At 68.5% G+C, this 26,386-nt stretch carries 18 protein-coding genes; 5 read left to right on the top strand and 13 right to left on the bottom strand.

Annotation, left to right across the window (positions count from 1 at the left end):
- Positions 1–5 precede the first annotated feature (5 nt).
- Positions 6–404: a 30S ribosomal protein S8 gene (gene rpsH / locus ON33_RS04165; RefSeq protein WP_040855371.1), complete on the bottom strand. Its 399-nt coding sequence runs from the start codon at positions 402–404 to the stop codon at positions 6–8.
- Between the two features lie 473 nt (positions 405–877).
- Positions 878–1,654, bottom strand: a complete 777-nt coding sequence (locus ON33_RS04160) for an LppU/SCO3897 family protein (protein WP_040855271.1) — start codon at positions 1,652–1,654, stop codon at positions 878–880.
- Positions 1,655–1,826: 172 nt separating this feature from the next.
- On the opposite strand from ON33_RS04160, the gene ON33_RS04155 reads away from it, so the two are divergent.
- The gene (locus ON33_RS04155; protein WP_040855268.1) at positions 1,827–2,636 is read left to right on the top strand and encodes an alpha/beta fold hydrolase; all 810 of its coding nucleotides are present in this window, start codon (positions 1,827–1,829) and stop codon (positions 2,634–2,636) included.
- Here ON33_RS04155 and ON33_RS04150 read toward each other — a convergent pair whose 3' ends face one another.
- Both ON33_RS04150 and ON33_RS04145 read right to left on the bottom strand, forming a co-directional pair.
- Positions 2,637–3,371: an MmyB family transcriptional regulator gene (locus ON33_RS04150; RefSeq protein ID WP_040855265.1), complete on the bottom strand. Its 735-nt coding sequence runs from the start codon at positions 3,369–3,371 to the stop codon at positions 2,637–2,639.
- Positions 3,372–3,614: 243 nt separating this feature from the next.
- On the bottom strand, positions 3,615–5,093 hold the full coding sequence (locus ON33_RS04145) for an alpha/beta fold hydrolase (protein WP_051151619.1): 1,479 nt from the start codon (positions 5,091–5,093) through the stop codon (positions 3,615–3,617).
- Between the two features lie 713 nt (positions 5,094–5,806).
- Here ON33_RS04145 and ON33_RS04140 point away from each other — a divergent pair.
- The gene (locus tag ON33_RS04140; protein WP_040855263.1) at positions 5,807–6,424 is read left to right on the top strand and encodes a DUF8020 domain-containing protein; all 618 of its coding nucleotides are present in this window, start codon (positions 5,807–5,809) and stop codon (positions 6,422–6,424) included.
- A 150-nt stretch (positions 6,425–6,574) separates the two neighbouring features.
- Here ON33_RS04140 and ON33_RS04135 read toward each other — a convergent pair whose 3' ends face one another.
- Genes ON33_RS04135 through rplN form a run of 4 tightly spaced genes read right to left on the bottom strand, consistent with a single transcriptional unit; the run spans position 6,575 to position 8,017 of the window.
- Positions 6,575–6,760: a type Z 30S ribosomal protein S14 gene (locus tag ON33_RS04135; protein WP_029923637.1), complete on the bottom strand. Its 186-nt coding sequence runs from the start codon at positions 6,758–6,760 to the stop codon at positions 6,575–6,577.
- 3 nt (positions 6,761–6,763) lie between these two features.
- Positions 6,764–7,330, bottom strand: coding sequence for a 50S ribosomal protein L5 (rplE, locus tag ON33_RS04130; RefSeq protein ID WP_040855261.1), 567 nt, complete (start codon positions 7,328–7,330; stop codon positions 6,764–6,766).
- 1 nt (position 7,331) lies between these two features.
- The gene (gene rplX / locus ON33_RS04125) at positions 7,332–7,646 is read right to left on the bottom strand and encodes a 50S ribosomal protein L24 (RefSeq protein ID WP_040855258.1); all 315 of its coding nucleotides are present in this window, start codon (positions 7,644–7,646) and stop codon (positions 7,332–7,334) included.
- 2 nt (positions 7,647–7,648) lie between these two features.
- The gene (gene rplN / locus ON33_RS04120; protein WP_033090674.1) at positions 7,649–8,017 is read right to left on the bottom strand and encodes a 50S ribosomal protein L14; all 369 of its coding nucleotides are present in this window, start codon (positions 8,015–8,017) and stop codon (positions 7,649–7,651) included.
- A 315-nt stretch (positions 8,018–8,332) separates the two neighbouring features.
- Between rplN and ON33_RS04115 the strand changes: the two genes are divergently transcribed.
- Both ON33_RS04115 and ON33_RS04110 read left to right on the top strand, forming a co-directional pair.
- Positions 8,333–10,396: a M13 family metallopeptidase gene (locus tag ON33_RS04115; RefSeq protein WP_040855255.1), complete on the top strand. Its 2,064-nt coding sequence runs from the start codon at positions 8,333–8,335 to the stop codon at positions 10,394–10,396.
- 71 nt (positions 10,397–10,467) lie between these two features.
- Entirely contained in the window at positions 10,468–12,528 is a 2,061-nt protein-coding gene (locus ON33_RS04110) for a M13 family metallopeptidase (RefSeq protein WP_040855252.1), read from the top strand.
- 24 nt (positions 12,529–12,552) lie between these two features.
- On the opposite strand, the gene ON33_RS04105 is transcribed toward ON33_RS04110, so the two are convergent.
- The 3 genes from ON33_RS04105 to ON33_RS04095 are packed head-to-tail and all read right to left on the bottom strand — an operon-like array spanning position 12,553 to position 15,302.
- A complete protein-coding gene (locus ON33_RS04105) occupies positions 12,553–12,888 on the bottom strand; it encodes an MmcQ/YjbR family DNA-binding protein (RefSeq protein WP_040855249.1) in 336 nt (111 codons plus the stop codon).
- A gap of 36 nt (positions 12,889–12,924) precedes the next feature.
- The gene (locus ON33_RS04100) at positions 12,925–14,289 is read right to left on the bottom strand and encodes a SagB family peptide dehydrogenase (RefSeq protein ID WP_083868578.1); all 1,365 of its coding nucleotides are present in this window, start codon (positions 14,287–14,289) and stop codon (positions 12,925–12,927) included.
- Positions 14,286–15,302, bottom strand: a complete 1,017-nt coding sequence (locus tag ON33_RS04095) for an ABC transporter substrate-binding protein (RefSeq protein ID WP_051151618.1) — start codon at positions 15,300–15,302, stop codon at positions 14,286–14,288. The genes ON33_RS04100 and ON33_RS04095 overlap by 4 nt, the downstream gene beginning before the upstream one ends.
- A 190-nt stretch (positions 15,303–15,492) precedes the next feature.
- Between ON33_RS04095 and ON33_RS04090 the strand changes: the two genes are divergently transcribed.
- Positions 15,493–16,584: an AMP-binding protein gene (locus tag ON33_RS04090; RefSeq protein WP_157184393.1), complete on the top strand. Its 1,092-nt coding sequence runs from the start codon at positions 15,493–15,495 to the stop codon at positions 16,582–16,584.
- A gap of 131 nt (positions 16,585–16,715) precedes the next feature.
- Here ON33_RS04090 and ON33_RS04085 read toward each other — a convergent pair whose 3' ends face one another.
- Complete coding sequence (locus ON33_RS04085) at positions 16,716–21,308, bottom strand: non-ribosomal peptide synthetase (protein WP_040855244.1); 4,593 nt, start codon at positions 21,306–21,308, stop codon at positions 16,716–16,718.
- Complete coding sequence (locus ON33_RS04080; RefSeq protein ID WP_040855241.1) at positions 21,305–26,374, bottom strand: non-ribosomal peptide synthetase; 5,070 nt, start codon at positions 26,372–26,374, stop codon at positions 21,305–21,307. Before ON33_RS04080 ends, ON33_RS04085 begins: the two co-directional genes overlap by 4 nt.
- Between the last annotated feature and the right edge of the window lie 12 nt (positions 26,375–26,386).

Below are 26,386 nucleotides of genomic sequence, written 5' to 3'. Positions count from 1 at the left end.
CTCCCTTACCAGACGTAGGCGAGGACTTCGCCGCCCACGCCCTGCTGCTTGGCCTGACGGTCAGTGAGCAGACCCGAGGACGTGGAGATGATCGCCACGCCCAGGCCGCCGAGCACCTTGGGCAGGTTGGTGGACTTCGCGTAAACCCGGAGACCCGGCTTCGACACGCGGCGCACACCCTGGAGGGAGCGCTCACGGCTCGGGCCGTACTTCAGGTCGACGACCAGGGTCTTGCCGACGGTCGCATCTTCGGTGCGGAAGTCGGCGATGTAGCCCTCACGCTTGAGGATCTCGGCGATGTTCGCCTTGAGCTTCGAGTGCGGAGCCTTCACCTGATCGTGGTACGCCGAGTTGGCGTTGCGCAGACGGGTCAGAAAGTCTGCGATCGGATCAGTCATGGTCATGTGTTTGACCGGTACCTTTCTCGCCGCGGTTCCCATTCAGCACCGTCTGAGATCGGCGGTCGTGGGCCTACGACAATTCGGGGCGGTCCAGCCGGGGATGCCCGACTGGAGAAAACGCTTGCGCCCGGGACGATACGGCCACACGCGCGAGGCGCGTGCGGACACAGGTGTGCCCGAGCAACCGGTCTAGTGTAGACAAGGGCTGATCAGCGGCCAAATCGGGGTTACGACGGCTAACCTGACGATGTCGGTTCACAGCCGGGAAGGAACGACACCGTGGGTGTCGCCCATGAACATGGCTTCGGGCCGTACACGGTCTACGACCTCGACGCGCTACCGGACGAAGGCAAGGGCTACGAGCTCGCGGACGGATGGCTGATTCCGTTGTCGCCGAGCCCCCGACACGACATGGCAGCCGACATCCTGCGCGATCGACTGCGTAATGCCGCCAGAGCCGCTGGCGCCAAGGTGGGTCACCGGGCTGCGCCGAGGCAGAGGGCCCGGGGGATGTCGCCGGGGCGTTCGTAGGAGTAGGTGGCTATGGAGCCCTTGATGTGGTCGCACATGGACTTGTCGAGGAGCGAGGCCAGGAGTTTGTACTCGGCGTCGGGGCTGGTGCAGGGGGTCAGTTCGACATCGTTGGCGCCCGCCTTGCGCAGGCAGTCACCTTCCTTGACGTTGTCGACGGTGCGGGCCGCGTCGGAATCCTTTGCGATCAGGCAGAATACGATACCGGTGCCGAATGCTCCGATCCCCTTCTCGGCCTTCAGCAGGTAGCTGTAGGTGGTCTGGGTGCCGGGGACGTTCTTGCAGGCCATGTCGGTCATGAACTCGGACCCGTCGGGGCGGGCCAGGACACGGTAGACGGCGGTGCGGTCGCCGCAGTCCACCTTCTGCACGGTGCTGCCGCCGGTGTCGGTGAGGCAGTCGCCCTTCTGCGCCGCGTTCGCGGCGTGTGCCGGGTCGGCGCCCTTGATGCCGACACAGATGGAGCCGCTTCCCTTGTCGGTATAGACGTATTCGGTGCCCGCGACGTCCACGCAGCGGTCGTGGGTCTTGCCGGTGCCGACTCGGTCGAGCACGACGAATCCGGCGTCCGATGCCGTGCAGGAGACCTTGTCGAAACCGTTGTCGCCGGCCTTCTTCAGGCAATCGCCCTGCTGGACGGCGCTCGCGGAACCGTCGATCAGGCCACATCCACTCGTGAACAATGCCAACAGCAGCGCCGAAACGGCCACCACCCAACGCATTCGGAATTCTCCCCCGATTCAAACCCGTCATTTCCGACGAATCGCCACGGTAGCGTGCTGCGGCGACGACCACCAACCGTCGATCCCCGCTCCGCCACGTCGTGCGAAGTGCGCTGCGGTTAATCTGACGGTTCCGCACGCGAATTCGATGGAATGGCAAGGGGTTGGGCCGGTGCCCTATGTGACCACCGACGACGGGACCACGGTCCACTACCTGGACACCGAGACCGACGGGCCGGCTCTGCTGCTGGGACACGGGTTCTTCATGGACGCCGAGATGTGGCAACCGCAGCTGGACGCGCTGGCCGACCGGTACCGGGTGATCGCGGTGGATGCGCGGGGGCACGGTAATTCCGAGGATGCCGGGAACCCGTTCACCTACTGGGATCTCGCCTGGGATGCGTGGAAGCTCGTCGATGCGCTCGGCGTGGATCGTCTTGTCCTCGGCGGCCTCTCGCAGGGTGGTTTCACCGCGCTGCGGATGGCGTTGCTGCAGCCGGCGCGCACGCGCGGGCTTGTTCTGATCGGCACCACCGCGGCCGCCTACACCGAGCAGGAGCGGGAAGGCTACGAGCGGGTCATCGTCAGGAGCTGGGTGGGCGGGGCGGTGCCGATCGACGACATCGCGCTGCCGATGGCCGCGGTCATGATCGGTGGGGACCGGGACCGGCATCAGCGGCCGTGGGTGGAGAAGTGGCGGGCAAGCGACCGCGGCCGGCTCGCCCAGGCCGCCCGCTGCCTCATCGACCGCGAGTCGATCACGGAACTGCTTCCGGAGATCACCGCGCCGGCGCTGTTGCTGCGCGGCATCGGTGACCAGGCGTTCAACCATGAGCACATGCAGGGTCTCGCAACGGGATTGGGCGGTCCGGCGCGGATGCAGACGATTTCCGCCGACACGGCCACCCACATCTGCAATCTCACCCATCCCGAGCTGGTGAATCGCGAGATCAGGGAATTCCTGGACGCTTTGCCTGCGTGATCAGGCTCCGGCACCGGACGGAAAGCCGATGACCAGCCAGCCCGAGGCTGCCGGAATGAGGGATTCGCGCAGCACGGTCATGGTCGCGGTGTCCGGCGACCAGATCCGGCGGTCGCCCTCCGGCCGGCGGACGTAGACGACGCCGGAATCCCAGAGCCGGCGAAATTCTCCGTGACTGGCCGCCAGCTCCCGGACGAGCTCGGCGGTGCACCCGAATTCGGGGACGGCCGCGTAGTGGTGGCGGAGCATCCCCGTCACGACGGTCGCCTCGTGCTGCCAGGTCGGCAGCACGAGTTTGGCGCGAGGATCCCCGAACAACCAGTGCGGCATGGTTTTCGCCTCTACCAGTCCCGGCAGCAGTCGCCGATACCCATCGTTCGCGGCGGCCACGCCCCAGTTCACCACCCACGCCGCCGGTAGTGACGTCAGCCGATCGAGCAGCATTGCCACGTCCTCGGCCGACGCAGCCTCATCGAGGGTGGCATCGGGTCGTCCCGCCAGCGCCCGCAGATGCGCCCGCTCATGCTCGTCGTCGCACATCGCGTCGCCGAGGACGGACAACGCCCGGTCGCCGACACTGACCCTGTCACCCTGTTCGAGCTTCTGCACCGTGCCGAGTCCGATGTGCGCGTGCTGCGCCAGTTGCCGCTGCGTCCATCCGCGCCGCAGGCGCAGTCGCTTCACGAACGCTGCGAGCGTCGGCATCTCGACTTCGACCCCATCGCCGAACAGCATCTGTGAACCCTTTGCACCAGTGAGAGATTCGACTCCCCCACATTGGGGGTAGAGCGCCCGAGGCTACCACCGGGTTGGGATAGCCCGTGATCTTGCTGGAGCGATCACCGCATTGAAAGAATCGACCTCCGGCGATGCCCTGGCCGCGCTTGGGAGGGGACGGTCAGGTTTTCGCCCTCCCTCGAACCACCGGCGCCGGCACGGGACCGGCAAGTAGGCGACGCACCCGGCACCCGGGCGTGCTTACTCGAGTGGTGTGGTGGGCCGGCAGGTGCGGTCTTGCGCCGGGAAGGTTCCCTCGCCGAAGTAGCGGTTGGTGGTATCGAGGATGCAGGTACTCAAACCCGGGCGCAGCACCATGTGAATCCTGGTGTCGGTCAGGGTGATCAAGCGTGACCCCGACATTTGTTGGTGGAGTGCTACAGCATGTGGGTAGGGGGTCCGGTTGTCGCCGGTGGCCTGCAGGATCAGCGCGGGAACGGCGTTGTCGACCACAGTGGGCGGTTCCAGGGGCGGTGACCAGAATGCACAGGGTTGAATATTGTTGGCCAGTGCGGCGAAGATCGGCTGGCTCGGGCGGGCCGCCTGGATCGCGTTCCAGTACCAGGCGGGGTCGGCGGGCATCGGTGCGTCCGCACACCAGATCTGCACCATGACCGAATCTTCCTCCTGCTTGCCGGCCTCGATCTGCTGGTGCAGCTGCTCGGGCACCTGCGGTGCGCGTCCCTCGGCCGCGTCAGCGATGGCCCGTATCGATGCCGCCAGCGGCTCGTTCAATCGCGCGTCACGCAGCATCGTCCACAGCAGGTTCGGCAGGAGATGATCATCGAAGCCGAAGCCCTCGACCACGATCGGCGACAGCGATGCGCGGTCGATCAGGTCCTCGACTCCACGACGTACCTCGGTCGCGGAGTCGCCGAGGTGGTACTGCTGGTCACGAGCGGCGACCCAGTCGGCCCAGTCGTCGAAGGCCGCTTCCACCGCCGGCCCCCAGTCCTGCTGCAACCCGAGCCAGTAGCGCCGCGGATCGATGACACTATCGAGCACCATGCGATCGGATCGGTCGGGGAACAACTGGGCGTAGACCGCACCCAGGTACGTTCCGTATGACACGCCGTAATAGCTGATGCGGTCCTCGCTCAGTGCGGCACGGATCACGTCCATGTCGCGGGCAGTATTGCGAGTGCTGAGCTGCCGCATCCAGTCTCGGTCACCCACCAGGCAATCGGCGGCCAGCTGTGCTTGCAGGACTGTTTCGGCAACGAATCCGGGGAACCCGACACCGGCCGAGCGGATCGAGCTGGCGACCGGCCATCCGCATCGCTGGTACCGCCCGGAACGGCCGACTCCGCGCGGGTCGAATCCGACCAGGTCATAGCGGCTCAGCACATCCGGTTCGAGAACATCACCGACGAGATCGAACGCATCGATCCCCGGCGTACCCGGTCCGCCCGAGTTCGTCAGCAGCACACCGCGGCGGTGTGCTGCGTCGCGTGCCGGGATCCGTGAGACCGCAATGGTGATGCTCGGCCCGTCCGGCCTGCCGTAATCGAGTGGCACCGTGACATCCGTGCAGGCCGCGCCCTCCGCTGTCAGGGCCGCATCCTCGCACGTACGCCAGTCGAGATCTTGCTGATGAAAGCGCGCCAACGGATCTCCCGGTTCAGCGACCGCGACACCCGAAGCGGAGGCCACCGTGACCGAGAGAACGGCAACGATCACCGTCGCGACAACACCCCGGACATCACTCAGCGAACCTCGGGGGCGACGCTCAGGGGACGTGATCGAGTACGGATCTCCAACACCCACGAGGACCAGACCTTTCAGCAAGTCGAGATCGAATCGCACCGGGAGCCACCGCCAACCACCCAGCCGAGCAGAAATCAGTCCGAGTCAACCGCAAATTCGGGCAATTCCGGGAAACCCACGGCATTTTGCGCCTCGGCCACGGATTTCGCGATGGATTGGCGGGACCGAGTGTAGCGTCCGATCACGGCCGGCCAGGCGAAAGCAGCACCGAAACCGCTACAGCCCAACGAATCCGGAACCCTCCCCGTAACTACCCTTTTCGGATAAATCGTCACGGTAATGCGCCAGGCGCGACTACGACCGATCCGAGCGGCTCAGCGCTTCCAGACGCTGCCGGCGAGGAAGGTGTCCCACTGGCGAGCGGTGAACCACAACTCCGGACCTCGTCCATGACCCTTGGCGTTCCGTCGTCCGGCTGCCCGAAATCCGCTGCCCGGCAGGACAAATCGTCAACCCCGCCACTACCGCCCGACGCCGAGATCGATCTTCCGCTGGAAGCACACGGCGACCACTGCAAGCGAGCCGACTTCGAACTGCGTGTGGCGTACCACACACCGGTGAATTCGACGCCTAAGGTCTGGTGCGGTCCGCCCCATCAGGGGCAGCTGAGTGGAGGGATTCGAAGAGTGAAGTTCGAGAAGATCACCGCTGTCGTTTTCATGGCGGTCTCGGCCATGGGTATCACCGCGGCAACCGCCCATGCAGAGCCGGCCGTAACCGAGCAGCCGACTGCGGTGACTGCGGGGGACATTATTTCCGGTGTGGATCATGAAATCAGCTACCAGATCACCATTTCGCCAGTCGACAAGGTCATCACGACCACTGTTCAGAATGGCAAGTTCGAGATGGCGCGGAACGGCGCGGTGGTGCTCGAGTCCGGGAACGGAGCGGCGATGACCGAAATGCCGCAACGGTTCGCCGTCGACGGGCGTTCGATCCCGCTCATGCAGCACATCGGTGCGGACGGCCGCACCCTGACGCTGACACCGACCCCGACGGCGGAAGACACTGCGCAGCTGAAGAACATCAGCTCCTACGACCGACTGAAGGAACAGATCGACAAAAACCTGCCCGGCGTCGTCACCGGTGCCATTGTGGGCGGCCTCCTCGGGGCGTGCGTGTTCCTGTTATGGGGGCTCACCATCCCCGTGGGTGCGCTGATCGGTGCAACCATCGGCGGATACGTCACGGGCGGCCCGGAGTTCCTCGACGCCGTAACAGCGTGGGTCACCGCCCAGCCGTGATCACGGGCAGATGAAACAGGGGTCAACTGGTCGGGGTCGAGGTGCAGCTGCGAGAAATCGGGGTTGACGACAACGCCGAAGGCCCCCGCCGAGTCGGAACTCGGTGGGGGCCTTCGGGTTCGGTATTACCAGGTCACCAGGACCGGTGAGTCACCAGGACGACTTGTGGACGCCCGGGAGCTCGCCGCGGTGGGCCATCTCGCGCAGGCACACGCGGCACAGGCCGAACTTGCGGTAGACAGCGTGCGGGCGACCGCAGCGCTGGCAGCGGGTGTAGGCGCGCACCGCGAACTTCGGCTTGGCGTTGGCCTTGTTGATCAGAGCCTTCTTAGCCATGGATCAGTTCTCCTTGAACGGGAAGCCGAGGGCCTTGAGCAGGGCGCGGCCTTCTTCGTTGTTGGTGGCGGTGGTCACCACGGTGATGTCCATACCACGCGGACGGTCGATCTTGTCGACGTCGATCTCGTGGAACATGGACTGCTCGGAGAGACCGAAGGTGTAGTTGCCGTGGCCGTCGAACTGCTTCGGCGACAGGCCGCGGAAGTCGCGGATACGCGGCAGCGCGATGGAGATCAGACGGTCCAGGAACTCCCACATGCGGTCGCCGCGCAGGGTGACCTTCGCGCCGATCGGCATGCCCTCACGCAGCTTGAACTGCGCGATGGACTTGGTGGCCTTACGGATCTCGGGCTTCTGGCCGGTGATCAGGGTCAGGTCGGCGACCGCACCGTTGATCAGCTTGGCGTCACGGGCGGCGTCGCCGACACCCATGTTGACGACAACCTTCACCACGCCCGGGATCTGCATCACGTTGGCGTAGTTGAACTCGTTGTTCAGGGCCGGCTTGATTTCCTCGCGGTAGCGGGTCTTCAGGCGCGGCTGCACCTTGTTCTCAGTAGAAGTCATCTCAGATGTCCTTCCCGTTGCGACGGGAGATGCGGACCCGCTTGCCGTTCTCATCGGTGCGGTAGCCCACGCGGGTCGGCTTGCCGTCGGAGTCGACGACCATCACGTTGGAGGCCTGGATCGGCGCTTCCTGGGTGACGATGCCGCCCGAGCTGGCGCCACGCTGGTTCGCGGAGTTCGCGACGTGCTTCTTGATGCGGTTCACGCCCTCGACGAGGACCTTGCCGGTCGCCGGGAAGGCCTGGATGACCTTGCCCTTGGCGCCCTTGTCCTTACCCGAGATGACGATGACCGTGTCGCCCTTGTGCACCTTCATGGTTACAGCACCTCCGGGGCGAGCGAGACGATCTTCATGAAGCGCTTCTCACGCAGCTCACGGCCGACCGGGCCGAAGATGCGGGTGCCACGCGGGTCGTTGTCCGCCTTGATGAGCACCGCGGCGTTCTCGTCGAACTTGATGTACGAGCCATCCGGGCGACGACGCTCCTTGACGGTGCGCACGACGACGGCCTTGACGACCTCGCCCTTCTTGACGTTGCCGCCGGGGATGGCGTCCTTGACAGTGGCGACGATGATGTCACCGATGCCGGCATAGCGACGCGACGAACCACCGAGAACGCGGATGCAGAGGATCTCCTTGGCACCCGTGTTGTCGGCGACGCGCAGTCGCGACTCCTGCTGAATCACTTCAGCTCCTCCTAGACCTGGACGATATGCACGCCGGATTGCCGACCCGACGGGCATGGTCAGTTGCCCTTCGCACGCACGCCTGCCAGCGGTTTTTCACCTGTCTGGGAGAACAACCACTGTGGGTTCGCGGCCGAAGTGCGGGCATAGCTCCCGCAGGCAACCGGAACAGCTTAGCGAAGACCCTGTTGAGGGCGAAATCGGGGTCACGCCGCATGGCTCGGCGCGGATTCAGATTTTCCTCAGTCGGCTCAACTAGCGTCGGCCCGAGCAACGTCCGACTGTTCCGAATAATCCCGGTAGAGGAGATTCGCGTTGTCTCGAACCCACGTCCGGTTCAACCGGGCGCGTCCTGTCGCTCTCGACCGCCGCACATTCCTGATCGCGCTGGGCCTGGCGCCCGCGGCGGCCCTGCTGCCCGCCTGCTCCCCCGACTCCCAGGTGCCGAAACAGCCGATCGGACCGGATATGTCCGGGTCCGATCCGGCGGTGCGGCCGCAGGACGATCTGTACCGGTTCGTCAACGGGAAGTGGCTGCAGGAGTATCAGCTGCCGCCGGACAAGGCCTCGTTCGGAACCTTCGACGAGGTACAGGAGCGGGTGCAGGACCAGCTGAGGGCGATCATCGAAGGGATCCGCGATCCCAAGCCCGGGTCGGACGAGCAGAAAATCCGCGACCTCTACGACGCGCGGATGAATCGGGACGAGATCGAGACGCTCGGCATGACGCCGCTGCAGGATCTGTTCGATCAGATCGACAAGGCCGCGACCAAGCCGGATCTCGCGCATGTGATGGGCGGATTGACCAATGTGGGTCTCATCGGCCTGAGCGTGGGCCCGGACCCGAAGAACTCCGATGCCTATCTCCCCTCGATCGAGCAGTCCGGGCTCGGCATGGGCGAGCAGTACTACCGCAAGCCCGAATACGCCGCCCGGCTCGCCGCGTACCGGACGTTCATGCAGCGCCTCGCCGCCGGAGCCGGGTTCCCGGACCCGACCGGGCTGGCCGGCCGGGTGGTGGACCTGGAGACCCGCATCGCCGGATTCCATTGGGACAACGTCAGAACCCGCGATACCGACGCGACCTACAACCTGATGACCTGGACCGGGCTGACCGCGCTGGGTCCGCAATTCGACTGGGAACCTTGGCTTTCGGGCAGCACCGACCGACCGAAGAACATGTTCGACAAGATCGATGTGGCCGAGCCGTCGTTCGTGACCGGCGCGGGGCAGCTGTGGGCCGATGTCGACCTCGCCGCCTGGCGCGAGTACCTGAAACTGAGCCTGGTGCGCGCGTACGCGCCCTATCTTCCCAAGGCGATCGCCGACGCCAATTTCGATTTCATGGGCAAGGTGGTCCAGGGGCTGCGGGAACAGCCGGAGCAGTGGCGGCGGGCCGTGCAAACGGTCAACGACGCCGTGGGCGAAGCGCTCGGAAAGCAGTACGTGGCAGAGCATTTCCCGGCCGAGGCCAAGAAGCGGGCACTCGAGATGGTCGACGATCTGCGCGCGGCGTACCAGGAGAACTTCCAGAATTCGACATGGATGTCCCCACCCACGCGGGACGCGGCCATCGCGAAACTCGGGAAGATCAACGCCAAGATCGGCTACCCGGACAAGTGGGAGGATTACTCCAAACTCACGGTCACGAAGGGCAGGCTCGTCGAATCCCTGCGCGCCTCGGACGCTTTCGAGGCGAAGCGGATGTTCGATCGGCTGGGGACGCCGGTGGACAAGTCTGAATGGGCGATGCCGCCGCAGACGGTGAACGCCTACTACAACCCCAGCGGCAATGAAATCGTGTTCCCCGCCGCCTTTCTGCAGCCGCCGTTCTTCGATCCGGATGCCCAGTCCGCGGTGAACTACGGTGCGGGCGGTGCGGTGATCGGGCACGAGATCGGCCACGGGTTCGACGATCAGGGTTCCAAGTACGACGGGGACGGCAATCTGAAGGATTGGTGGACACCGGAGGACAAGGCAGCCTTCGCAGCCAAGACCAACCAGCTGATCGCGCAGTACAACGCGCTGGTTCCGGCGGGCCTGCCGCCCGATCAGCACGTCAACGGCGAACTCACGGTCGGCGAGAATCTGGCGGATCTGCGGGGACTCGAGATTTCCCTCTCGGCCTATCGGATGGCCGAGAAGCGCAAGGGGACGGACACTCCCGACTACCGGCCGATGTTCGAATCCTGGGGCCGGACCTGGCGCACCAAGATGACCACCGAGGCGCTGCAGAGTCAGATCGCGTCCGATCCGCACTCCCCTGCCGAATTCCGGTGCAATCAGGTGGTACGGAATCTGGGCGAGTTCTACAGCGCCTATCACCTGAAGGACGGCGACAAGGAATACCTGCCGCCGGACCAGCGCGTCACCCTCTGAGAACGCGACAACCCGCGCGTGACGGCCGTCCCCGGTAGCCTCGCGTCGGTATCGCAGCTTCGGGGAAGGTAATGCCTGTGAGTTCGTCGGATCGTCCGGCCGGTGTGGACCGTCGTCGTTTTCTGATCGCGCTCGGTCTCGCGCCGGCCGTCGCCACGCTGGCGGCGTGTAGCACCGATACCAAGAACACGGTCACCTCGACCCAGCTCACCGGGCCTGACATGTCCGGGTCGGATGCGGCGGTGCGCCCGCAGGACGACCTCTACCGGTTCGTCAACGGCAAATGGCTGCAGGAGTACCAGCTGCCGGCGGACAAGGTGTCGTTCGGGACCTTCGACGATGTCGGGGATCGGGTGCTGGGGCAGCTGCGCGAGATCATCGAGGACATCAAGGATCCCAAGGCGGACACCGTCGAGCAGCAGATCCGCGATCTGTACGACGCCCGGATGGATGTCGACACCCTCGAGAAGCTGGGCCTCACCCCGCTCGCCGATCTGTTCGCCGATATCGACAAGGCCGCGGGAAAGCCGGATCTGGCCAGGGTGATGGGCGCGCTGCCCATCGGCGGACTGATCGGGCTGGGCGTCTCGGTGGACCGGAAGAACTCCAGCGCGCACATCGCCTCGGTCAGTCAGTCTGGAATCGGCTTGAGCGAGCAGTACTACCGCAAGCCCGAATACGCCGACAAGCTGGCCGGATACAAGAGCTACCTGGAGAAGATCGCCACCGGCGCCGGCTTCCCGGACCCGGTGGCCATGGCGGGCCGGGTGCTGGATCTGGAGACACGGATCGCGGCCGGATTCTGGGACAACATCAAACTGCACGACACCGAGGCCAGCTACAACAAGATGTCGTGGACCGACATGGTGGCGCTGGCACCGCAATTCGATTGGGACCCCTGGCTTTCCGGGAACACCGATCGGCCCAAGAGCCTGTTCGCGACCGTGATCGTGGGCGAGCCGTCGTTCGTCACCGCGGCCGGGCAGCTGTGGCACGACGTGGATATCGCGGTGTGGCGGGAGTACCTGAAACTGGCGGTGGTGCGGGAATACGCGCGTTTCCTGCCGAAGGCGCTCTCCGACGCCAACTTCGAGTTCTTCGGCACCGTGATGAGCGGGCAGCAGCAGCGGCCGGAGCGGTGGAAGTCGGCGGTCGGCACCGTGGACAGCACCCTGGGCGAGCAGCTCGGAAAACTGTACGTGGCCAAGCATTTCCCGCCCGAGGCCAAGAACCGGGCGATGGACATGGTGGCCGACCTGGTCGCGGCCTACAAGGACAACTTCACCAATTCGACGTGGATGTCGCAGCCCACCCGGGACGCCGCGCTGGTCAAGTTGAGCAAGATGGGCGTGAAGATCGGCTATCCGGACAAGTGGGAGGACTACACCGGGCTGAAGATCACCCGCGGGCAGCTCATCCAATCCCTGCGCGCCGCCAATATTTTCGGCGCCAAGAAGATGTTCGACAAGCTGGACAAGCCGGTCGACAAGACCGAGTGGGGCATGACGCCGCAGACGGTGAACGCCTACTACCAGCCCGTCAACAATGAAATCGTGTTCCCTGCCGCGTTTCTGCAGCCGCCGTTCTTCGATCCGGAGGCGGAGGCGGCGGTCAACTACGGTGCGGGCGGCGCGGTCATCGGGCACGAGATCGGGCACGGCTTCGACGATCAGGGTTCCAAGTACGACGCCGACGGCAACCTGAAGGACTGGTGGACTCCGGAGGACCGGGCCAAGTTCGACGCCCGCACCAAGAAGCTGGTCGACCAGTACAACGGGCTGGTCCCCGCGGGCCTCGACCCCGCCCACCACGTGGACGGCACGCTCACCCTCAGCGAGAACGTGGCAGACACCCGCGGCCTGCAGATGGCGTTCGCCGCCTACCGCATCAACCAGAAGCGGGCCGGCGTCGAGAACCCCGATTACCAGCCGATGCTCGAATCCTGGGGCCGGAACTGGCGATCCAAGCAGACCAAGCAGTACACGGAGAATCTGCTCGCCAACGACTCCCACTCCCCCGACGAGTTCCGCGCCAATCAGGTGGTCCGCAACCAGGCCGAGTTCCACGCCGCCTTCGTCACCAAGGACGGCGACAAACTCTTCCTGGCCGAGGACCAGCGCGTCACCTTCTGAGCCGGCGCGGCGGGATCCGGCCGTTCAGGCCGGATCCACCAGTTCCCGGGGTGCGGCCAGCCGCCAGGAATCGGTGACGATGGCCGTCAGTTCGTCGAGGTCGTCGAGGGCGGCGAGCCGGACCCGCACCCACGCGTTCCCGGCCTCGTGGGGTGCGATCCAGAACTTGTCCGGCTCGGCCTGCACCAACTCGTCCCGGTCCACGATCGGGCAGCGGACCGCCATCGAGGTCTCGTGCTCGGGCAAGGTGAGGAACAGCTTCCCGGCCACCCGGAAGGTGGGCATCTGCCATTCGAACTGTTCGGTGGTGCGCGGCAGCGACAGCGCCGCCGCCCGCACCTGATCCCCGGTCGCCGTCATGATCTCGATGCTCCCAGCCGGGTACGACACCTCGGGCTAGCGGTCCCAAGCGGGGGTGCCGAGGATCATGCTGCCCACATTGCATTCCTCCAGTTCGTCGACACCGCTGGCGGCGGTGAAGGCGGCGGTGTCGGAGAAGCCCTGGGCCACCGCACCGAGTCCCATGGCGGTGGCGGTGAGGTAGAGGGTCTGCATGAGGACACCGACATGCTTGAGGATAGTGGCGTAGGCGACCGACTCGTAGGACCACATGACCCGGCCCGCTCGCGCCGAGATCAGCAGCAGCAATTGGGGTTCGGCGGCATCGGCGAGGGTGGCCGTGGTGGTGCGCAGGAGTCGTTGCACCGCGGGGGAATCGGCGGGGGCGACCGGGCGCAGGACGTGCTCGAAGGAGTCGTAGTGGTACATGCCCGCGGGCAGGCCCTCGACATTGCGGACCACGGGGTAGAGCTCGAGTTCGTGGACGCTGCCGCCGGAAGGGTAAGGGCGGGAGGGGAGTTCGCCGCCATCCGGTGTCGATTCCACCGACCGGGTCCGGGCGCTGCGGTAGAGGAGTTCGGCCAGCTGGGCCAGGGTGATCGGCCGGGTGGCGTCGAATGCGCGGCACGAACGCCGATCTTCGAGCACGTCGGTCAGGCTCGGGTCCGTGACGCGCAGCGCGGAGACATCCGATGCCGGGAGGGCGATCGGAGCGCCGGGATAGGCCGGACGCCGCGCCGGGCGTTGCGGGAACTCGTCTTTCGCCCAGGCAGTCGGACCGAAGTTGTCCCAGGTGACTGCGCGGGAGCCGAGGGTGCTGCGCCGATGGAACCAGAGGTCGGGGGCGCTCCAGCTGCGGGTGGTGAAGTCGCGGTCCTCGGCGGCGGGGTCGGCGGTGAAGCCGCCCCAGCGCAGGTCGGCGGCGATGCGGGCCGAAAGGGGCTCGGGCAGGCCGAGTTCGGCGGGATCGGCGCCGGCGGCGAGGGCCAGCAGGCGCGGGTCGTGGACGCGCAGGTCGCACCACGAGGTGGGGTGTTCCAGGACCAGGCCGTCCGGATCACGGTGGATGACAGTGAATTTCGAGAGGGCCGTGCGCACCCCGGGCACGCCCGCGCCCGGACGCGGGGGCGGGGTGGTGAAGGGTCGCAGCGTGTAGAGGTCGCGGTCGCCGTCGCGGACGGTGACCTCCAGCCAGCCCGCCCCGGCCAGCCGGGCGAGAAACGATGTCACCGAGTCGGATTCGGCCAGTTCGCCGGCCGTCGCCGGACCCTGGTCGAGGGTCTTCAGCGCCTGGCTCTGGGCCGGGGTCAGCCCGGCCAGCTTCTCGTTGCGCGGTGGATCGAGCAGCACCGCGCCACCGGGGACGGTCAGGCAGGTGACGCCGGGACGCAGAGCGTAACGGGTGTCGTCGGCGCGGATCATTTGGCGGCGTTGGCGAGAGCCGGTTCGAGCTTGTCGAGCAGGTACGGCAGGGCCAGCGGGGTGGGCTGGTTGACGGCGCTGATCTCCTGGACGGTCAGGAAGACCACGGAGTTCTTCCGCACCGACGGCAGCGCGCCGTATCCCGGCAGGCCGCGGTACTTCTCGTCCATGCCGGGCGAGTAGCCGGCCAGCAGCAGATCGGAGTCGAGTTCGTCGAGGCGTTCGGGTGAGAGGGCCAGCCGGCCCCCGGAGCCGCCCTGGTCCACCAGGTGCTGCGGGATGGTCATGCCGAGCTGGGTGAACAGGCGGCTGGAGCCGTCCTTCGGATCGGTGAGGACCATGAGCTGCGACGGCCCGGCCAGCCAGGAGCTGATGAAGGTCTTGTTCTTCAGCCCCGGATTGCGTTGCGCGATACCGTCGATGCGGCCGTTCAGGTCGGCGATGAGCTTGTCGGCGGCGTCGGTCTTGCGCAGCACCTGGCCGAGCGCGCGCACCTGGTCGGCCCAGGGGGTGACGGCCTCCTTGGTGAGCCCGGGCAGGGTGGGCGCGACCTTGGACAGGTCGCCGTAGGTCTTGGCGTCGGCGATGAACGAGTCGGCCAGGATCAGGTCCGGGTTCAGCGCGGCGACCTGTTCGGCGATATTGCCGGTGGTCTGCAGCGCCTTGGACTGCGACAGGGCGGCCGGCTCCCACGGCGGCGCGCCCTTGCTGAGCACCGCGATGTTGTCGATGTAGCCGACCGGGGTGACGCCGAGCGCCTGCGCGGTGTCGAGCCACTGGTTGCCCAGCGCCACGACGCGGGTCGGGGTCCCGTTCACAGTGGTCTGCCCGAGCGCGTGGGTGATGGTGACCGGTGTGCCGTCGCCGACGGAGTCGTCGGACTTCGATCCGCAGGCGGCGAGCCCGAGGGCGAGCAGGCTCACCACGGCCGCGACGGCGGCGCGCGCGGTGATCGATCGCCCGCTGCGCGCAGGGCGTGTCCGGGGCCCGGACGTCGAGAACGCCAGCTTCATCGTGACTCTCCTGTCTGCCGTCGCACACCCGACACGGGCGAGCGATAGGTGAGCCTAGCCTAATATTCTCGCCAGGTGTGATCCGTTGTCGCCGATTCGATCCCTCTAGGGGTGGCCGATCGTGCTCTCGATCGATTAGGTTAGGGTTGCATAAGTTAGAATCCGGGGGGTTGGAACGATGGAGCGAGCGGTGCCGGAAACCTTGTCCGCCGTCGAGCGTCATCGGCTCGTGGACGAATGGGCCAATGGCGTCGAACTGTACGACGTGCCGTCGGTCCCCATGCTCATCGAGTGCGGTCGCCGCGTCCCGTCCCTGCGGACCGCCGTGCGCTGCGGCGATCACATCCTCACCTACGCCGAACTCTTCGAACGTCTCGACGGCGGCGTCACCGGAACCGCGGGGCCCACGCTCGACGATCTGGCCCGGGTGCTGTGCGATATCGCCGCCGCCGAATTCGGTTCGGTACTGGCCGAACTGGGCCCGCACGGCGCCGGCCTGAAGCCGGTCGCGGTCGCCGCGGCCGCCGACGATCGCCGCGCCGTGGCCGCCGACCAGCGCTCCCGCCCGATCGACCGGGCCTACGGTTCGCCGGATGTGCGGCTGCTGGCCACCCGCTGGGACACCACCGATGCCGCGGTGGAACTGCTGGCCACCCTCGCCGATGGCGCGACCCTGGTGCTGGCCACCGCCGCCCAGCGCGCCGACGTGACCGCCCTGGCCGAGCTCATCGCGCTGAGCGCCTCGACCCATGTGGTCGCCGAGGCCGGGACTCTCGCGAACCTGGCCTTCCTGCCCTCCCCCGCGCTGCCGACCGTGCGGCGCTGGGATGTGTTCGGAAACGACTGCCCGGCAGCGCTTTCCGCCCTGCTGCGGGAGCTGGCTCCCGGTTCGTGTGCCGGATTCGCCTACACCACACCGGAATACGCGGGAGTGGCGGCACGCGGCCCGCTGGACGGGTCCGGCCGGGTGCGCCCGATTCCGGGTGCCCGGCTGCTGGTGCTGGACGAGTCGCTGCGGCTGGTGCCGCCGGGACGCTCCGGGCGGGTGTACGTGGGCGGTTCCGCGCTGGCACTGGAATTGGACGATTCCGCCGAGGGTTTCGTGGACGATCCCTTCGTGCCGGGCGGCCGGCTGGTGCGCACCGACACGCACGGCGGCTGGACCACCGACGGCTGGCTGGTGCTGGACATGATCGAATCCGTCTCTCCCGCGCCGTCTTCGGCCGCCGAGACGGTCGGCGCACCAGGTCGGGAAGACACCACCGGCTACGCCGCGGCCTGACCGGACCACCCGCCCGTATCCTCGGCCGACCGCGCAGCTTCTCCAGCGGCGGCCCGACCGCCGAACTTCTTCCGCGGTATCGGCCGCCCGCCCACTCTCACGCGGCCGGACGGCCCTTACCGCCTGGGTGATCAGGACACGGCAACTGCCAGGGCGGCCAGGCTGCGCTGCCAGAGTTCGGTCAGGCGGTTGGCTTCCGCTGCGGTGAACAGGATTTCGCTCCAGCGCCACTTGGTGGTGAGCTGCGGGCCCTCCGGGGTCGAGCCGATGCCCGCGATGACATCCAGCGCGTAGCGCAGGGGTAGGTCGGGTTCGGGATCCAGGGGCAGTGCCTCGTTGAGCGGGCCGATGAGCAGGGACCAGGATCGGGTGTCCTGCCCGCTGAGGTCGACTCGGCCGAGGTAGTTGAACTCGATCTGGGGGTGCCGCGCGGTGGCCAGTTCGGGGACCCGGGTGGTGTAACGGAGCAAGCCGTAGTCCAGGCCCCGGTTGGGGATGGCGGACAGGTGCGTGGTCACCGATTCCAGAAGGACGCGGGCCGCGGCCGGATCCTGTTCCGCCCGTTCGGCATCCACCGTCTCGCCCGCGCCGAGGCGGATCGGGAACACGCTGGTGAACCAGCCGAGGGTGTTGCTGGTGTCGGTGCCGAGCAGGTCGTCGGCGCGGCCGTGGCCTTCCAGGGCGAGGAGGACGCCGTGGGCGGGATCCTGGGCGCGCTCGCGCCGCCAGCTCGCCAGGGTGATGGTGAGGGCGGTGAGCAGCAGTTCGCGGACACCCTCGTCGCGGGTGAGCGCGGCGAGCAGGCGGGCGGTTACCGCGACCGGGGTCACGGCGGTGGCGACCCGGAGGGAAGACCAGGAGTCGGTGTGCGGGTAGGGGATGCGGCGGCCGATGGCGGGGTCGGGGGCGGCGAGCTGGTCGCACCAATAGTCCTGCTGTGTGCGAACTTCCGCGCACTCGGCCCGCTCTGCCATGCGGCGGGAGAACTCGCGGTACGAGGTGGATTCGGGAAGGGCCGCGCCCTCGTTCAGGGCAGCGATGAGCAGGTGCCAGGAGACCACGTCCACGGCCAGGTGGTGGATGGTGAGCAGCAGGATATCGCCGTGCTCGGTGCCGGAGAACCAGACGGCGCGCACCATATCGCCGGTGCGCGGGTCGATCCGGTCCATGACCGTCCGTGCCGCGGCGTGGACGGCCGCGGCGGTGTCGGCGGGATCGGCTGTGTGCGTGAGGATGTCGGCCGCGCGGACGCTGCCCGGCTCGGCGGTGACCAGGCGCGGGCCGTCGTCCGTGTCGACCAGGCATGATCGCAGGACGTCGTAGCCGTCGAGCACGGCCTGCAGCGAAGTCTCGACGGCTTCGCGGTCGATGCCGTCCGGCAGCCGGAGCAGGGCGGTCTGGGTGAAGCGGCGGTATCTGCCGTACTCGTACATCCACGAGACGACCGGAAGCGGCTGCACCGCACCGTAATCCGCCACCCGGTTCGCGGCGGTCGGGTCCGCGGCGTCGAGCGCGGCGGCGAGTTCGCGCAGGGTCGGGGTGGCCAGCACCATGCGCGGGGTGAGGGTGAGACCGCGGCGGCGGGCCTTGTTGACCAGGGAGATGGCGACGATGCTGTCCACGCCGAGAGCGAAGAAGTCGTCGTCGAGGCCGGGGGCGCGGCCGTCGAAGAGTTCGGCGAGAACCTCGGCGAGCTCCTTCTCCGTGGCGGTGCTGGGCGCGGCGCCTGATCCGATGTCGGCAAGGGCGGCTTCGGCGAGCCGCGTCAGCTCGGGGCTGTCGAGTTTGCCGTTGGCGTTCACCGGCAGCTTCGGCAAAGCGAGCACGCGGGCCGGAATCATGTAGGCGGGCAGGCGTTCCGCGAGCGCGGCGCGGGTGCACGCGGGATCGACGGGCTCGCCCCGCTCCCCCACGACGAAACCGACCAGGCTTGCCCCGCCCGCGCGGCGCACCACCGTGACGGCGGCGGTGTCGACGCCGGGTAGTCGCCGCAGGGCGGTCTCGATCTCGCCGATCTCGATGCGGTAGCCGCGCACCTTCACCTGTGCGTCGGCGCGGCCCAGGTAGCCGAGGCCGCCGTGGGGCAGGCGGCGGACCAGGTCGCCGGTGCGGTAGATGCGGCGGCCGGGCCGGAAGGGGTCGGCGACGAAACGATCGGATGTGGTTGCGGCGCGGCCGATATAGCCGCGGGCCAGCTGCGGCCCGGACAGATACAGCTCGCCGACTACCCCGCCGGGCACCGGTCGCAGGCTGGAATCCAGGACGTAGCCGGACATTCCGGCGTTCGCGGTGCCGATGGTCGGGGTGTCGAAGTCCGCAACGGGGGCCACCACGGCCTCGACGGTGGTCTCGGTGGGTCCGTAGCAGTTGTAGACCGCCGTGCCGGACCGGCCTTCGGACGGGGCCAGCGCGCGCAACCGCGACCACAGTGCGGCGTCGATGGCCTCACCGCCCAGCGCCAGCACGGGCAGCTCGCGGTCCACCAGTCCGGCGGCGTTGAGCTGCGCGAACATCGACGGGGTGGTGTCGATCATGTCGATGTCGTGGGCGATCATGCCCGCGCACAACCGCTGCGCGTCACGCATTTCCGTGGCGTCGAACAGGTGGAGGGTCTGCCCGGCGAGCAGGCCCACCATCGGCTGCCAGGAGGCGTCGAAGCTGAGCGACCAGGCGTGCGCGATGCGCAGCGGCCGACCCAGGCGGGCCATGGCGGGCCCGTAGACCCGGTCGCGATGGTCGGCGAAGTAGGCCATGAGGGCGGCATTGGTCCCGGCGACGCCCTTGGGTTCACCCGTCGAGCCGGAGGTGAAGATGAGGTACGCGAGCTGGTCCGGGTGGCGGACGACGCGTGGGAGTCCGGCAGGGGCGGCCGAGTGCTGTTCGGCGACGAGGGGATCGCCGAGGAGCAGCAGCGGCACCCGCTGCTCACCGACGGCTACGACACCAGCGCCGGACTGCGGGGCACCGGTGGTGTCGAGCAGGTCGCGGGTGTTGTCGTCGGCGACCACCAGCGTCGGCCGCGCCTGCCGGAGGATCGACTCGAGGCGTGCGGCGGGCAGCGTGATATCCACCGGCACATAGGCTCCGCCCGCGGCGAAGGCCGCCAGTACCACGACAATCGATCGCACGCTACGTGGAAGTACCAGCGCTACAACAGTTTCCGGGCCGACGCCCTGTGCGGCGAATTCCGCGCCGAGCCGGACGGCCGCATCGTGCAGGGCGCGATAGGTGTACCGGGAGCCGGAGCTGTCCTGGAGTGCAACGGCTTCCGGCGTGGCGGCCACCTGTAGCTCGAACAACTCCCAGACCGAGCTGGCGTCGGCGAATGCGGTCGTGGGCCCTTGCGTCATCGCGGCGGGCGCGAAGGGGCTGATCGGCGCTGCGGACAGCTCCTGCTCCGATGCGGTGAGCACGCTGAGCGAATCGGGTGTGGCCGTGCCGGTTTCCGGTAGTTGCCGTAGCAGCGCGAGCAGCCGCTCGCCCAGGTCTGCGGCCGGGAAGTAGGGCAGCGCGGCGGGCATCACCTCGAGCTGGACCAACAGCTCGTCACCGCTCATGTGCGCGACCACCGTGAGCGGGTAGTGCGCGAGGCTTTCCATCTCGATCGGACGGAAGCAGGCGCCGTCGGGGGCGGTGACGGTGCGGATGGCGTCGTCGATGGGAGCGTTCTCGAAGACGAACAGCGTGTCGAAGAGGGTGCCGTGCCCGGCGGCGCGCTGCACGGCCGACAGGCTCAGGAAGCCGATGTCGCGCATGGCGGCGCACTCGCGCTGCAGGCGGGCGCACTGGTCGGCGATGGAGGTGCCGGAGTCCAGATGGTGGGCGACGGGCACGGTGTTGATGAACAACCCGACCATGCCCTCCACGCCCGGAAGCTGGTCGGGCCGACCGGAGATGGTGGTGCCGTACACGATGTCCCGGCGATCGGTGAGCCGCCCGAGCAGCACCGTCCAGGCGAACTGCACGGCGGTGTTGAGGGTCAGCCCGTGCGCGCCGGACCAGGTACGGACCCGGTCGGTCTCGGCAGCGGACAACAGCAGGCGGGTCTTCTCCGGCACGGCGTTCGGGCCGACCGGCGCGCCGTCCGCCAGCATGAGCGGACCGCTCACCCCCGCGAGGTAGTCGGACCAGCGCTGAGTGACCGCGGCGGTGTCCTGTGCGCCCAGCCACGCGATGTAGTCGCGGTAGGGACGCGGTTTCGGCAGTGCCGCGACGGATCCGCCGGACCGGTAGACGGCGAGCAGTTCGGTGAAGAACACCGCCACCGCCCAGCCGTCCATCAGGATGTGGTGCGCGGTGAGGATCATCCGCCGGGTGCCGGCATCCGGCACCGTGAGCAGCAGGAGGCGCAGGGCCGGACCGCGGCTCAGATCGAACGGCGCGTGGCGCTCGTCCGCGGCGATGGCGTCGAATTCCTCCGGCCGCGCGACCTTTTCGGTCCAGGGCAGTTCGGCGTGGACGGGCACGATCTGCACCGGCCGCGGCACGTTCTCGTCCCAGAAGGCCGCGCGCAGGTTGGGATGCCGATCCAGCATGGCCTGGGCGCTGCGGCGCAGCAGCGCGGTGTCCAGCGGTCCGTCGATGTCCACCACGAACTGCATGGTGTACAGGTCGAGGCCGTCGCCGGTGAGGCGCGACAGCGAGAACAGTCCCTCCTGCAGCGGGCTCAGCGCCAGCACGTCCTCGATCTGCGGCGGCGCGGTGCGGTTTTCGGTGGTGGTCATCGGGCCTGCCAGGATGCGGCGAGGGCGGCGAGGGCGGCGGCGTCGAGGCCGGAGGCGCTCATGGGGGCGGATTCTTCAGCGGGGATCGATTCCGCTTGCGCGGCAGGGGGTTCGGCGGCGTCGACCGCGGCGGCGAGTTCGGCGATGGTGAGGTGCTCGAACACCAGCTGCGGGCTGAGCGGCAGGCCGAGCGCGGTGGCGCGGGCCGACCACTGGATGGAGATGACGCTGTCGCCGCCGAGGGCGAAGAAGTTGTCGTCGGCCTCGACCTCGCTGATCTCGAGGAGTTCTTCGAGCAGGTCGATGAGCGCGCGTTCGGTGCGGGCGTGGTCGCCGGTGGTGACGGTGGCGGTCTGCGCGGCGGGCGCGGGCGCGGCGAGCAGTCGCGCCAGCTGATCGGCCGGCAGCACCTCGAGGTCGGTCACCGCGCGGTCGGGCGCGGTGGCGTACGCCTCCAGGGTGGTGACCAGCGCGGTCGCGATGTGCTGCACGGTGTCCGGCTCGTACAGGTCGGCATTGGCGACCACGCGCACGGCCAGGCCGCCGTCACCGGTGACGTTCACGGAGATATTGAGGTCCAGGAACGAGACGTCGAAGTCGACCGGCAGCACGGTGGCGGTGGTGTCTCCGGCCATGGGAATCGTCGCCGGCGCCCAGTCGACGCCGCGGAAGTGCAGCATGCTCTGGAACAGCGGGTTCCGGGAGCGCGAGCGCGGCGGATTGAGCGCCTCCACCAGTCGTTCGATCGGAAGTTCCTGGTGCGCATGGGCATCCAGCACGACCTCGCGGGACCGCAACACGGTCTCGCGCAGGGTCGGAGCGCCGGACAGGTCGTTGCGCAGGACGGCCATATTGGCGAACAGGCCGGCCAGCGGCGCGGTCGCCGCGTCGACACGGCTCGCCACCGGGGTGCCCAGGGTGATGTCCGCGCCGCCGCCCAGCTTGTGCAGCAGGGTGGCTACGGCGGCCGTGTAGACCATGAATTCCGTTGCGCCACAGGCTTCCGCGAGGGCGCTGAGGCCGGTGCGCAGGGCGGCGGGAGCCGCGAAGGCGGCGACCACGCCGCGTTTGCCGAGCACGGCCGGTCGCGCTCGGTCGTGGGCGACGTCGATCTGATCGGGCACCCCGGCGAGGGCCGTGCGCCAGTAGTCGAGCTGGGCGCGGCCGAACGCACCGGGCGCGCCGTCCGCGGCCGGGCCGAAGGCGTCGTGTTGCCACAGCACGTAATCCGGGTACTGCACGATCAGCGGCGGCCATGCCGGGGCCGTCCCGCCCTCGACCCGCGCGCGGTAGGCGGTGACCAGGTCCTCGAGCAGGATGCCCAGCGAGGTGTGGTCGGCCACGATGTGGTGCACCAGCAGCGACAGCACGTGCGTGCCCGGGTCCAGGACCAGCAGGCGCGCCCGCAGCAGCGGCTCGGATTCGACGGTGAACGGGTAGCGGCCGATCTCGGCGAGCTCGTCGGCCAGTTCGGCCGCGTCGAGGCCGGTGACCTCGAGCTCGACCTCCCCGGCGGCCCGCACCACCTGGTACGGAACGCCGTCCTGCACACCGAAACCGGTGCGCAGGGCCTCGTGCCGGGCCACCACGTCCGAGAGCGCGGCGCGCAGCGCGGCGATGTCCAGGCCGCCGTCGAAGCGGACGGCGAAGGGCAGGTTGCCGACCGCGCTCGGGCCCTCCATGCGGTACTGGAACCACATGGCCAGCTGCGAGTAGGACAGCGGCAGCCGGTCCGGGCGCTGCCGGGCGGTGACCGCCGGCCGGCCGGACAGCGTTGTGGCGGTGACCGTTTCGCCGGACTCGGCGGTGTCGGCGTCGTCGTCCATGGCATCGAGGTCGATGCCGAACTCGTCGCGGAACCGCGCGACCAGACCGGCGGCCAGACCGGCCGGGGTCGGGGTGTCGAACACCATCCGCACATCCAGTTCCACGCCGAATTCGGCGCGGATCTGCGCGACCAGGCGCGCGGCCAGCAGCGAGTGCCCGCCGAGTTCGAAGAAAGAATCGTCCGCGCCGGACACCGCAATCCCGAACAGCCGGGTGTAGATCCCGCACAGGCGTCGTTCGGTGGCGGTGGCGGGTGCGCGGTGCACCCGTTCGATCGCCGGCGACGGCGCGGGCAGCGCCCGCTTGTCCAGCTTGCCGTTGACGGTCAGCGGAATCGCGTCGATGACGGCGAAGGCGCTGGGCACCATGTACTCCGGCAGCGCGGCGGCGCCGTGCGCGCGCACCTGCTCCACGTCGACCGTCGCGCCGGCCACGGGCACCAGGTAAGCGGCCAGCTGGGCGCCCACGGCCGGATCCTCGGCCACGATCACCACGCAGTGCCCGACGCTCGGGTGCGCGGCCAGCGCGGACTCCACCTCGCCGAGTTCGATGCGGAAGCCGCGCACCTTGACCTGTTCGTCGGCGCGGCCGACGAAGTCCAGTTCTCCGAACTCGTTGCGGCGGGCCAGATCTCCGGTGCGGTAGAGCCGCGCACCGGAGGTGAAGGGGTCGGCGACGAAGCGGCTCGCGGTGAGCGCGGCTCGGCCCAGGTAGCCGCGCGCCAATTGCGCACCGCCCAGGTAGATCTCACCGACCACCCCGGCGGGCACCAGTTGCAGGGCCTCGTCGAGCACGTAGGCGTGCACGTTCTGGTTGGGGACGCCGATGGGCACGATGCCGGTGCCCTGCGGGCCCGTCACCGGCTGATGGGTCGCGCACACCACGGCCTCGGTCGGTCCGTAGTGGTTGCGCAGTTCGGCGTCGAAGACGGCGGCGAACCGGTCGGCCACCTCGCCCGGGAGCGCCTCGCCGCCGACCGGGACATGGCGCAGCGCACGCCATTCACTGACCTCGGGCAGCAGCAGGAAGGTGCCGAGCATGGACGGCACCATGTGCAGCACGGTGACGCCGCGGCGGGTGATGAGGTCGGCGACGTAGCGGATGTCGCGGAAGGCATCGGGTTTCGGCACGATCAGCCGCGCGCCCAGCGCCAGGGTGACGAAGATGTCCAGCAGGGAGGCGTCGAAGCTCACCGAGGACGACTGCAGCAGCCGGTCCTCGGCGGTCATGCCCCATTCGGCGGTGAAGCCGACCACGTGCTCGGCGATAGCGGCGTGCGAGACCGGGACGCCCTTGGGCCTGCCGGTCGAGCCCGAGGTGTAGATGACGTAGGCCAGGTTCGCCGGCAGCAGCGGGCGGACGCGGTCGGCGTCGGTGGGATCGCGGTCGGGCAGCCCGGCGGCGGCCTCCTCGGCGGCGTCGAGTTCGACGCGGCCCAGCACCAGGCGCGGGCCCGCGTCGGCGATCAGGTAGTCGATGCGGTCGTCCGGGTAGGCCGGGTCGATGGGCAGGTAGGCGGCGCCCGCCTTGAGGACGCCGTACACGGCGACGATGAACTCGACCGAGTTGCTCATGCGCAGGGCGACGATGTCCTCGCTGCCGACGCCCTCGCGAATCAGCCAGTGCGCCAGCCGGTTCGCGCGTCGGTTCAGCTCCGCGTAGGTGAGTTCGAGATCGTCGGAGACCAGGGCCAGGGTCTCGGGTCCGGCGGCGACACCAGCCTCGAACAGGTCGACCATGGTGGCCGGGTCGGCCGGGACGTCCGCGCCGCGCGACTGTTCCAGGATGGCGAGGCGGTCGTCCCCGCCCAGCATGTCGAGGTCGGCGAGCCGGCTGCCGGGCGTGCTCAGCGCCCGGTCCAGCAGCCGCGCGTAGTGTTCCAGCATGCGCTGTACCAGCGCCCGGTGCAGCACGTCCACCTGGTATTCGGCCTCGAGCACCGCGCCGTGCGCGCTCTCGGTGACGACGGCGAGGACCAGCGGGACCTGCGCGGTGGGCGCGCCCAGCTCGTCGAGCTGGGCCGAGGTGACGCCGTCCAGCGCGAAGCCGTCGGCGCTCTTGCGAACGCTGAAGCCCAGGCGCACCAGCTGATCCATGCCGTCGCGGCCGGCGACGCGCTCCGGGTTCACCTCGCGCACCACGCGGTCGATGCCGACGGCCTGATGGGCGAAGGCGTCCAGGCAGGTGCGCTTGGTGGCCGCGACCAGACCGGCGAACGTCTCGGCGCGGTCGAAGGTCTCGCGCAGCAGCAGCGTGTTGCCGAAATAGCCGATGAGCTGTTCGGCGGTGGCCGAGCGCCGGTTGGTGACCGGAATGGAGACCAGGAAATCGTCGGCGGCGGTGTAGCGCTGGATCAGGGCGGCGTAGCCGGCGAGCAGCACCATGAACGGGCTGGCCGCGTGCTCGCGGGCGAAGCCGTCCACCCGGTCCAGGAGACCGGCGGGCAGCGCGATCGTGCAGCGGTCGGCGCGCTTCGACGGTGCGACCACGGCCGAGCCGGGGAGTTCGAGGGGTTCGGGCAAGGGGCGCAGGGTGTTCCGCCAGTAGGCGAGGTCGGCGGCGTCCTCGGCCGGGGCGTCCAGGACCTCGAGGTCGACGAACTGCGCGGCCGGGGCGGCGGTCCCGGCCCCGTTGTAGGCGGCGTTGAGGTCGGTGAAGAACACGCCCCAGGCATCGTCGTCCCAGCAGCCGTGGTGGGCGGCCAGCAGCAGCACCCACTCCGCGGTTCCGTTGCGCACCAGCGTGATTCGCAACGGCAGCTCGGTGGCCAGGTCGAAGGGGCGGCCGAATTCCCGGCGCGCCAGCACCTCCACTCGCACCGGGCGGGCGGACTCGGCCAGATCGGTCAGATCGTGCGACTGCCACGGCAGCGCGATGTCGTCGGTGAACACCTGGAACGGCTCGCCGTCCGCGTCCACGCCGAAGGTGGTGCGCAGCACGTCATGCCGCGCGAACACCGCCGCCACCGCGGTCCGCAGGCGCTGCTCGTCGAGCGCGCCGGTGAGCCGGTACGCCACACAGATGTTCAGTGTGGTGTCCTCGGGGTCACGGGTCTGCAGGAACCACATGCGACGCTGCCCGGCCGACAGCGGACGCCGCTCCCCGGCCCGGGTGCGGCGCACCGGTGCGGCGGTGGCGGCGGTAAGACCCTGCTCGGCGAGCTTGCGCCGCAGCAGCTCCCGGCGGCGGTCGGCGACGGAGGTTCCGGCCACGGTCACGGTGGCATCGGTGTCTGACATGAAGATCTGGCC

The sequence above is a fragment of the Nocardia niigatensis NBRC 100131 genome, assembly GCF_000308655.1.
In the GTDB taxonomy this organism is placed as follows: domain Bacteria; phylum Actinomycetota; class Actinomycetes; order Mycobacteriales; family Mycobacteriaceae; genus Nocardia; species Nocardia niigatensis.
This window is presented reverse-complemented; position numbering and strand designations above follow the sequence as displayed.

Excerpts from the sequence above, each read along its gene's own strand:
- rpsH (WP_040855371.1), bottom strand. The coding sequence starts at position 404 with ATGACCATGACTGATCCGATCGCAGACTTTCTGACCCGTCTGCGCAAC.
- ON33_RS04160 (WP_040855271.1), bottom strand. The coding sequence starts at position 1,654 with ATGCGTTGGGTGGTGGCCGTTTCGGCGCTGCTGTTGGCATTGTTCACG.
- ON33_RS04150 (WP_040855265.1), bottom strand. The coding sequence starts at position 3,371 with ATGCTGTTCGGCGATGGGGTCGAAGTCGAGATGCCGACGCTCGCAGCG.
- ON33_RS04135 (WP_029923637.1), bottom strand. The coding sequence starts at position 6,760 with ATGGCTAAGAAGGCTCTGATCAACAAGGCCAACGCCAAGCCGAAGTTC.
- rplE (WP_040855261.1), bottom strand. The coding sequence starts at position 7,330 with ATGACTTCTACTGAGAACAAGGTGCAGCCGCGCCTGAAGACCCGCTAC.
- rplX (WP_040855258.1), bottom strand. The coding sequence starts at position 7,646 with ATGAAGGTGCACAAGGGCGACACGGTCATCGTCATCTCGGGTAAGGAC.
- ON33_RS04110 (WP_040855252.1), top strand. The coding sequence starts at position 10,468 with ATGCCTGTGAGTTCGTCGGATCGTCCGGCCGGTGTGGACCGTCGTCGT.
- ON33_RS04105 (WP_040855249.1), bottom strand. The coding sequence starts at position 12,888 with ATGACGGCGACCGGGGATCAGGTGCGGGCGGCGGCGCTGTCGCTGCCG.
- ON33_RS04100 (WP_083868578.1), bottom strand. The coding sequence starts at position 14,289 with ATGATCCGCGCCGACGACACCCGTTACGCTCTGCGTCCCGGCGTCACC.
- ON33_RS04095 (WP_051151618.1), bottom strand. The coding sequence starts at position 15,302 with ATGAAGCTGGCGTTCTCGACGTCCGGGCCCCGGACACGCCCTGCGCGC.
- ON33_RS04085 (WP_040855244.1), bottom strand. The coding sequence starts at position 21,308 with ATGACCACCACCGAAAACCGCACCGCGCCGCCGCAGATCGAGGACGTG.
- ON33_RS04080 (WP_040855241.1), bottom strand. The coding sequence starts at position 26,374 with ATGTCAGACACCGATGCCACCGTGACCGTGGCCGGAACCTCCGTCGCC.